General features: G+C 46.0%; 6 protein-coding genes. 1 reads left to right on the top strand and 5 read right to left on the bottom strand.

Features of this window, described 5'->3' with window-relative positions; genetic code table 11:
- A complete protein-coding gene (locus ABW391_RS27460) occupies positions 1–510 on the bottom strand; it encodes a DinB family protein (protein WP_353485108.1) in 510 nt (169 codons plus the stop codon).
- A 91-nt stretch (positions 511–601) separates the two neighbouring features.
- On the opposite strand from ABW391_RS27460, the gene ABW391_RS27455 reads away from it, so the two are divergent.
- A complete protein-coding gene (locus tag ABW391_RS27455; protein WP_353485107.1) occupies positions 602–1456 on the top strand; it encodes a hypothetical protein in 855 nt (284 codons plus the stop codon).
- 70 nt (positions 1457–1526) lie between these two features.
- Here the strand turns inward: ABW391_RS27455 and ABW391_RS27450 are convergent, their stop codons facing one another.
- The 4 genes from ABW391_RS27450 to ABW391_RS27435 all read right to left on the bottom strand — a co-directional run.
- Positions 1527–4328, bottom strand: a complete 2802-nt coding sequence (locus tag ABW391_RS27450; protein WP_353485106.1) for a M16 family metallopeptidase — start codon at positions 4326–4328, stop codon at positions 1527–1529.
- Positions 4329–4457: 129 nt separating this feature from the next.
- Positions 4458–6437, bottom strand: coding sequence for an OmpA family protein (locus ABW391_RS27445; protein ID WP_353485105.1), 1980 nt, complete (start codon positions 6435–6437; stop codon positions 4458–4460).
- 11 nt (positions 6438–6448) lie between these two features.
- Entirely contained in the window at positions 6449–8047 is a 1599-nt protein-coding gene (locus ABW391_RS27440; protein ID WP_353485104.1) for an N-acyl-D-amino-acid deacylase family protein, read from the bottom strand.
- Positions 8048–8231: 184 nt separating this feature from the next.
- Positions 8232–9419, bottom strand: a 1188-nt coding sequence (locus ABW391_RS27435; protein ID WP_353485103.1) for a TonB-dependent receptor plug domain-containing protein, incomplete at its 5' end; no start/stop codon positions are given.

The following is a 9419-nucleotide window of genomic DNA, read 5'->3' as shown; positions in this document are numbered from 1 at the left end:
TCAAAAATACCGCTCTTTCAAAATTCTGAAGTGGTGTCTTTGATGTCCTGCAATGATAAAGCCCAAAGCTATGGTATTCATTTGTTTTCCGCTGGTTGAGCCCATCCGCAGGAGCATCGCATCACTAAAACTGCGAAAAAGCTGGAGCGTACTGGTTCTCAAGGTGAGCAATTCTGTTTTCAAATCTTCAAAATTGCGCTGGTTGCCTTGCGCATGCAGGGCATAATCATCTTCTTCAAATCCTGGCAGGTTAACGGCTTCTCCGCGGGCAATGCACAATGCCCGATAACTCAAGATGCGTTCTGTATCAATGAGGTGTTGGAGGATGTCTCGCCCTGTCCATTTGCCAGGTGCATATACGGTATCTCCAAGAGATTCGAGTTTGTCCCAATCATAGTTTTGCAGTTCAGTTTGAGAGCGCTCCAACATTTCCAGCATGGCCACATCCTCGGTTTGATCAATGTAGCGGTCAAAATATTCAGGGATAAAAGGGATTGCAGATTTGAACATGGTCTTTGTATTTAAGAGTTGGTCAATTAAAGCCATAAAATAAAGCGTTTTTTGCAAACGTTTCACTGGGAAAAGATAAATTTCAAACCACATGCGCTTCTCCCTGATTTATTTGCTGTTTAGCTCAATCATTTCGCTTTCTGCTCAAACCACCACTTTACAACAAGCCCTTGAAAAAGGCCTGATCACCCTGCAAGCTGATGGTTTGGGAGGATACTCTGGCGAGTGCCTACAGGCGGTAGTCACCAACATCAGCAAGCGACCTTTAAGAATAGCCTTATCGCCAGGAATGGTGTTTCAGTCTCAGGATACCGCTTTGCAAGACCTATTGGTAGTAGACAATGAAGAGTACCTCCTGGCAGCCAATCAAAAGCACGTTTTCAAGCTGACTGGTTATTGCTGCGAAATGCTCCGCGGCGGCCCAGGTACGGGTTCCGTTTTCCAATTTGTAGGCCAGCGCAACGAAAAGCTCACCCAGGTAGCCACCTATTTGCACCGCAATTATTTGGACAAAAGTCCAATGGCGCAACAAGCCGTATGGAGTGTCAGCGACAACGCCGATCTATCGGCGGTTTGGGACCGCAATCAACCTGAAAAGTCAAAAAAACTGATTGAGTTTCTAGCACAGCTCACCGGTCGGCAAGTTCCCTGGTACCGGGCTGAATATGCCAAAGCAGCACCTGGGCCTCAAATGGCCAAACGTCCCATGATGCTCATTGAAGCAGATTGGGAATTTACACTTCCCGAAAACGACTCCTTGACGCTGGCGGTTTTCAATGGGGAGAATCAGCAGGTAGATGTGCTGATGACGGATAAGTTGTACAGCTCGGGGATTTATACATTCACTTTTTCGTACAAAACCAACCGATTACCCAAGGGAGTGTATTGGTTCAGGATGCGCGGCAAAAAGAGTGGACTCGTAAAAGAAAGAAAGTTGGTTTTTTAAGGGTTTTTAGGATTTAAGTTGTTGATTTCAAAAGCCAAAATCAACAACTTAAACCCCAAAAATCAGTCCCTTATTTCTTCTCAGGATACATTACTGCAGTTGCCCGGTTCGGCCCACCAAAAATAATTTTGGCAGCTTCCTGTACGTCTTTCACGGTCAAAGCCGCAAGGTATTTATCGTAGTTGAGCACGCGATCTGGATCGGCTTTGTACAATTGGATGCTTTGCAATTCACCCAACCAGTAGCCATTGTCTTTGACACTTTCGCGGTGCTGCTCAGTCCATTGTTGCTTGATTTTGGCGAGGTCTTCCTCTTTGGGGCCATTGGTCTTGATGTTTTCAATTTCAGCCAGGGCTGCCGCAATCAATTTATCTACGTTTTCAGGCCCACAAGGGAATGACAAGCCGGCGCTGAAGTGCTCGTAAGGTCGTTTGCTTACCGAACAGTAAAATCCTCCGCCATAGATGCCACTCATTTCTTCGCGCATTTTTTCAATTACCCGAATGTTGAGAATTTCGGAAAGTGCGTCTGCGTGAAATTCAAAATCAGGTGAATATTTTGTTTCTGCTTCCCAGGCTATTTGCACCATACTTTTGGGATCAGCGCCCCGGTAAAACTTCAACTCTTGCACCCCTTTGATGGAACGAGCACCATTGTCTACCCAGTTTCTTTCCTTGCCACTGGAAGGCAAGGATCCAAGGTATCGAGCAATCAGAGGTTTCATCTTTGCTTCATCCAGGCTACCTACAAAAACGAAGTGCAGGCCTGCGGCATCGCCGATGCATTCTTTATAGATACTGATGGCCCGATCCAGGTTGATCTGATCGTAATCGGAAGGCTTGGGCAGGCCCAGTTCCCACGCGCTATTGTTTGACATCCACTTGCCCAATGTATCGTAAAACGCAAACTGTGGATTGGCGCTCATCATGGACCATTGCGATTTTTGTTTGCCTTTGTATCCCGCAAACAAGTTATCGTCGCGGCGTGGTGCGGTGGCATTCAGGAAAACCATTTGCAGCAGGGTTTCAAAATCTTTCACACTGCTTGAACCCTGAAATCCTGAAGTCAAGTCTCCAATATTGGGACGGACGTTTGCGATTTTGCCCGCATTGATTTTGCGAATGTCTGACGGAGGGAAAGTAGCCAAGCCCATTTCGCCAATAATGCCAGAAATCAAAGATGCGTTGCGCAGGTCTTGTACAGGGTAGTTGTTGATGCCTCCAAAGCGGGTGGCACGCATTTGGATTTCATCGTTTTTGAAGTCGGTGGTTTTCAGGGTGACTTTTACCCCATTGTTGAGGGTCATTTCGGTAATGCCCAAGGCCAGGTTTACTGATTCGCTCACAATCTTTCCGCCAGTTGGTGCTGCCGCCATCAAGCTGCTTGCCAGGGTTTTTTCTTCGTATGCCTTTACGGTTTGTTTGCTGGCTTTGGTGTACAGGGCCAGCAATTCCGTCTCGGTAGGCAGTTTGTGTTCGCCATTTTCAGGTCCATAGAATAAGATGAATTTGTTGCCTTCCATTTTAAAGGAATTGAGCACTTTATTGACATCCTGTAGCGTCACCTTTGGCAAGTAATCTTTATAATATTTCAACTCCTGATCGATGCCTGGAGACGGTTCATTTTGCAAAAACAGGCTGATGTATTCCTGCACAAAGGAACTGGATTCTGTTTTGTCTTTTTCTTTCGCGGCGCGTTCCATTGAACTGAGCATGGAGGTTTTGGCACGTTCCAATTCAGCTGGTAAGAAGCCAAATTTTCTTGCTTGCTCCACTACACCAATGGTTGCGGTTAAAGCAGTATCAATTCCGGCCTTACTGATTCCACATGACAGGGTGAAACTTTCGTAACCTCTGGCCAGGCTGCCATTGAAGGCGCCTGCACCTAAAAAGGGTGGTTTGGCGCTTTGTCCCAGTTCCCGAAAACGACCACTTAACATGCTGGTCATCAAGCTTTGCAGAATACTTTTTTGGTATGCGCCCAACGTATTTGCAGCAGGGCTTTTGACGTTGTCGAAATATACGCGTAAGCTATAATTGGTCGCTTCCTTATCCGTCACCACCTTCACTTCCGTTTTGGTGCGTGCAGGAAGGGCAGTTTCGGTATGTGGTACAATGGTTTTGGGGTTGGCAATCCCTCCAAAGTGCTTTTTGATCATGGCCAAAGCTTCACTGGGTTCCAGATCCCCAACTACGATTACTGCCATCAAGTTAGGACGGTACCAGGTGGTATAAAAACGCTTGATGGTTTCGGGTTTGGCATTTTGGATGATTTCATCCTTGCCAATGGGCAAGCGCTGTGCATACTTTGACCCCGCAAAAAGTTGGTTGCGGTACTGCTTGAACATGCGGTCACCTGCTCCCTTGCCGATACGGGATTCTTCCAGAACCACACCGCGCTCTTTGGTGATTTCAGCGGGATCGTAAGTACAATTGTGCGCCCAATCTTCGATTACCTGGAAACCTTTTTCCAGGTTTTCAGGATTGTCCAGGGGAACGGGCAGCATGTACACCGTTTCGTTGAACGAGGTGTAAGCATTCAAATCGGCTCCAAAGCGAATGCCCATTTTTTCCAAAAAGCTCACCAGTTCATTTTTGGGGAAATTTTTGGTGCCATTGAAAGCCATGTGCTCACAAAAGTGCGCCAGTCCAAGTTGGGTATCGTCTTCTTGCAGGGATCCAGCATTGATCACAAGTCGAAGTTCAACCTTCTTTTCCGGTTTTGCATTTTTGCGAATGTAGTAAGTTAGCCCATTGGAGAGTTTTCCAGTTTGGATCGCCGGATCGAGTGGAAGACGATCTGTGAGGGTTGTCTGTGCTTTACTGCCGAGACTCAAGCCTACCAAGCAGCAGAGGAATAATAAACGTTTCATATGGTGCAAAGTTTTTTACAGCGCATAAGATGCTTTAGGCAGCATCAGGGGTGCTAGAGCTAGTGTTCTAAAACAAAACGTTGACTACGTAAGGATATTGCTTTATTGACTCGAAAGTACATTAAATAATCATTCAAGTGTGATGATTTTTAATTCAACTTTCCGATTGAGTTTTTTAAGATTGTCATCATTGATCTCTCCATAACCTTTTAGGGCAATCCGGGTAACCGGGTAGCCTTTATCTACCAGATACAGCGCAATTTTTTTTGCACGCTTCTCCGAAAGCTCAAAATTGTACCCGGTATCGCCTACGTCATCAGCATAACCATCTATTTCGATGCGCTGGATTTCTTTGCCTGCAATGGTTGCTACAAAAGCATCCAGTTTGTCTTGCTCATTCATTTCCATCTCATCGCTGTCAAATTTGAAAACAAAACTTTTGCTGTAGCGTTGTGTTTTTTTCACTTTCAAAATAGTGGCGGTGGTATCATCTGGCGTTGGTTCCGTTTTGGGTTTTACTGGAGGAGCTACGTTGGTGGGTTGCAAGCGCAACTCCAGGGAATAAAACCGCTTGTTGTCCCAAACCGGGATATTGAAATTCCGCAAAAAGGGAAAATATCCAGCAACCGAGGCCTCGGTATGCAGCAAAGAAACTGAAGGCAAACAGATGAAAAATCGCCCGTCCTGATCGGTTTGAATCGATCCTCTTTCGGCAATTTCAACTATCGTTTGAATGGGTTTTTCGGTGATGGAATCTTTTACAAATCCCTCCACAAACGTCATCGGTTCGCTGTACAAAGGCTCTTTAAATTGTACCTGGTAAATGTCCATACCCCCAAAACCTTCCGGGCGGTTGGAGGCAAAATAACCAGTACGGCCATCTGCCGACAGAAAGAAGCAGCGCTCGGTAAACGGGGAATTGATTTGCGGCCCAAGATTGGTTGGAAGCCCCCAGGTACCATTGGTATTCAAAAAACTCATGAAGATATCCTGATCGCCTAAACTTAGATGCCCGGTAGAGGTAAAGAACAGCGTTCGGCCATCATTTGAGATAAAAGGTGACTCTTCGTCCTGAGCGGTATTGATATTTTTACCCATGTTTTTGGGTTCACTCCAGTTACCATCGAGTTGTTTGTTGCTGTACCAAATGTCTGCTCCACCAAGTCCACCTTCTCGAATGCTGGAAAAATAGAGCGTTCGGCCATCACAACTGATTGCTGCCTGGGACTCCCATTTTTCAGAATTGGGGTGTCCCGAAATTGGCTTTACTTCACGGATTTCGGTACCTTCAATTTGGGCTTCCCATATGTCGCAGCCAATTACGTCTTCCCGTTTGCATGCGGTGAAAAACATCCGTCGCCCATCGCGCACCAGGGTGCTCATCCCTTCATCCAATTTGGTATTGAAGGTGTTGCCAACAGAATTCCCTTTGCGCCAGCCATTGATTTCATGGATGCTGTAATACAAATCTTCATCTCGGCCAGTGGCGCTCATCCGGGTGTAAAACAACAAGGATTGGTCATTGGTAAGACAGGGGAAATACTGATCATTTTTATCATTGATATTCGAGCCCAGGTTGTAAATGCTTACGTCTTTGAGCAACACATTGGTGTCTTGAGACACCGTACATGCACGGATGTTGTTGGGCAGTTTTTCCAGGTAGCCAGACTCCAGGCTTTGTTCATTCAATCCATTGACTGTAAACGAAAGGTCTTCGAGCAATTGCAAGCGCTGAAACTGTTGAAAATAAGTAACCGCCCGCATTTTTTGGCCCATTTTGTAATAGATTTGTCCGATCTCATAATAGATTGCCCGCGAAAATTTGGGGCTTAATTCGGTCACCTTGAGGTAAGCAGTCAACGCCTGCTGGTAATTTCCCAATTGTTCAAACGATGCCCCCATCCCACGGCGGGCTGCATGCAAACTGTCGTTGATGGAAAGGGCTTGCTTGTATAATTTGATGGCTTTATTGTATTTTTTTTCGGTGAAAGCAATGTCGCCTTCTTTGGTGAATTGTACGGCCAGGGGCATGTTCGACTGCCCATTAAGCAAGCAAAGGCAAAAAAAGGAAAGAAAAAGGAGCAGATAGAGGGTTGGTTTTGGGTACATTCTTTGATGTTTTATGGTTTTGGGATTTTGGGGTTTTGGGGTTTGATGATCACTCCAGGTTTTTTATTCGTTGGTTTTCCTTGTTCAATTACGGCAATTCCATTGACAAAAACATATTCCATTCCTGTAGAATAAGCATGAGGATGGTCATAAGTAGCGGGAGCATTGATTTTATTGGGATCAAAAATTAAAATATCGGCAGCTTTACCTGGACGAAGTTGGCCACGATCACTTAAATTGAAGCGTGTGGCGGGCAAAGAGGTCATTTTCCGAATGGCTTCTTCGAATGCCATCGTTTTCTGTACCCGCACATATTCGGCAAGTACCCGCACGTTGGTGCCATAGGCCCGTGGATGAGGCATGCTGTGGCCAAAACTGGTTACTCCTGCATCGGATGCAACCATACAATAGGGAAACTGCATGATGCGCCGAACATCTTCTTCACCCATTTTGTGAAACACCATTTGTACCCGTGGCCCTTTGGAGCAGAGTTTTAAAACCATTTCGATTTCGTCATCGAGGTTATAATTTTCTCCCTTGCTCTTTTTTACAACCTGAGGAATCGACAACCCGTTGAGTGTTGAATCCCAGGGGCAATTGGCAATCACTGCAAAACTAAAATTCTCTGATCCGCTTTCGGTGAGTATTTTTTTCATTTCTGCAACAATCTTCGCTTTGGTATTGGGCTTGGCCAAGCGAATTTTGAGGGAATCTGTTCCGCCACCCAAAGCCCAATCGGGAATTTGTGTGCTCAAAGTAGTGCTACTGGCGGTATAAGGATACTGATCCACCATGACATCGATCCCGGCGCTGCGGTATTCGTATAGCTTAGTGATTAGCGCTTCACTTTTGCCCCAGGAGGCTTTGCCTGCTACTTTTAGGTGCGAAATTTCGACAGGAATTTTTGCTTCCCGCCCAATGGTTATGGCCTCTTCTACAGCCTCAAAGACCTGATGGTCTTCGTGGCGAATGTGTGATGCGTAAATGCCCTTGTATTCGGCGGCAATTTTGGCCAATGCAACAATTTCATCGGTTTTGGCAAAAGTACCAGGAATGTATATTAACCCGGTAGAAAGTCCCAAAGCGCCATCCTTCATGGCTTTGGTCATCAATTCTTGCATTTTAACCAACTCTGCAACGCTTGGGGCGCGGTTTACGCTGCCCATTACGGCACTGCGAATGGTGTTGTGCCCCACCAGTGTGCCTACATTCAGGCCAATTCCTAGTTTTTCCAGTTCCTGAAAAAAAGCGGGGAGATCACTGGCAGAGTTGCCGCAGTTTCCGGTAACGACAGAGGTAACCCCATCAAAAATAAAATTGGCCGCACTGGGATTGGGTTGAATACTGCCTTCGATGTGGGTATGTACGTCGATGAAACCAGGGCAGACTATTTTCCCAGTAGCGTCAATGGTTTGGGTAGCTGAGGCTCCCGATAGTCCGCCACCCATCACCTGGATTTTTCCATTGCGCACCCCAATATCCATTTTGATGCGGGGCTGACCAGTCCCATCTACCAACCAACCATTTTTGATGAGCAAATCAAAAGTAGGTTGAGCTTGAACACCAACGGATAAGGCGATGTAGAGGAAAATCAAGGATAGTTGTTTCATAGTATTCCAGTATTTGTAACGCAAAAAATTAATTTCCCGATTTTGGGTTTTGAATAGGAAGTCGAACGGTTCATTTCAAGTGAGCTTCCTATTCAAAACCCTCTAAAAAAATCGGGAACTAATTTTTTGCGTCATACTTTATGGTTTTTTCGACTGGAAAAATAGCGGTTTTTTTTCGATTTATTTACTTCGACCAGCGCAATCCCAAATAAAATTCACGCCCATGGATCGAGCTGAAGGCATAAGCTGTATCAAAAAAAGGACTAAAGCCTGGTTGGGTCTTCGGGTCGTTGAAGCCTACCAGCGGAGAATAGGCCTGACGGTAATCCAGCAGATTTTGCACCCCTCCAAATAGTTCAAGCTTGGCTTTAGGCAGATTTTTGGTGACTTGTAGGTTGTGGATGGAGAAAACAGGTGACTTTTGGGGTCGAGGTTGTTTCTCCAGGTTTCCAGAAGCATCAAGGTCAAAAACCTCTGGGAGCTCCATTGACCCCGTCCAATTGGCGGTATAAGCCAAGGTAATACCATGCTTTTTGAAGCGGTAGTTGAGCACCGACAAGGCCGTCCAGGCAGGTGCGAAGGGAATGGCTCGCGTTTTGTTTTGGCCATTGTCGTCCAGTACTCGTTGAATACTGCTCAGGAAACTTCCGCCCAGGGTGTAGCTCAACGGAAACCGAAATTGTTGCTGCAAGGATATATTGATGCCACGGGTTTGGGCATATCCGGTCGTATTGCGGTAGATGATTTTTCCAGGCGTATCGTAATCGGGAATGATTTTATTCATAAAATGCGTAAAAAACGCGTCTACATCCAGCACGCCCTGGCTTTCACCGATGGTAAAAATGTGGTTATAATTGAGGGAAAGGTTGTAAGAGCGCTCTGGATTTAGCTTTTCTTCGATCAGCACCTCGCGCTGGCCGGTGACAAAGGCGTGGTCTTCGGTAAAAAGATTCACCAGGCGAAAGCCGGTTCCAGTGTTGAAGCGCCAGGTTGTCCAGTCTCCCGATTTGAATTTGAGGTTCAGTCGAGGAGAAAAAATTGGTCCGTTGTTGCGGTATTGATCCAGCCTCGATCCCAGCATAACTGTCCAACGAGGATTCACGGTCCATTCATCTTGTACAAAAAGTCCTGGTATATACTGTAAATCTGCGCCTAACGGGGTGGCCACTGTATTGTCGTCATAACGTTGCAGGCGGTTGGTAAGCCCGATCAAAAGATCATGTTTGTTCAGCTTTGGATTCCAAATCAGGTTGGAAAAAGCAATCTGCTGCTCTGCCTTGTACCAGTCTGCGCCGTAATAACTGTCTTGATCATGGGTATTAAAGGCGAAATCGATCCAGATGCGTGCCTTGGTGGCCAGGTCATATGTACC

The organism is Haliscomenobacter sp. (assembly GCF_040403615.1).
In the GTDB taxonomy this organism is placed as follows: Bacteria; Bacteroidota; Bacteroidia; order Chitinophagales; family Saprospiraceae; genus Haliscomenobacter.
The sequence above is the reverse complement of the archived record's forward strand: the minus strand, read 5'-3'. Positions and strand labels throughout refer to the sequence as shown.

Excerpts from the sequence above, each read along its gene's own strand:
- ABW391_RS27460 (WP_353485108.1), bottom strand. The coding sequence starts at position 510 with ATGTTCAAATCTGCAATCCCTTTTATCCCTGAATATTTTGACCGCTAC.
- ABW391_RS27455 (WP_353485107.1), top strand. The coding sequence starts at position 602 with ATGCGCTTCTCCCTGATTTATTTGCTGTTTAGCTCAATCATTTCGCTT.
- ABW391_RS27450 (WP_353485106.1), bottom strand. The coding sequence starts at position 4,328 with ATGAAACGTTTATTATTCCTCTGCTGCTTGGTAGGCTTGAGTCTCGGC.
- ABW391_RS27445 (WP_353485105.1), bottom strand. The coding sequence starts at position 6,437 with ATGTACCCAAAACCAACCCTCTATCTGCTCCTTTTTCTTTCCTTTTTT.
- ABW391_RS27440 (WP_353485104.1), bottom strand. The coding sequence starts at position 8,047 with ATGAAACAACTATCCTTGATTTTCCTCTACATCGCCTTATCCGTTGGT.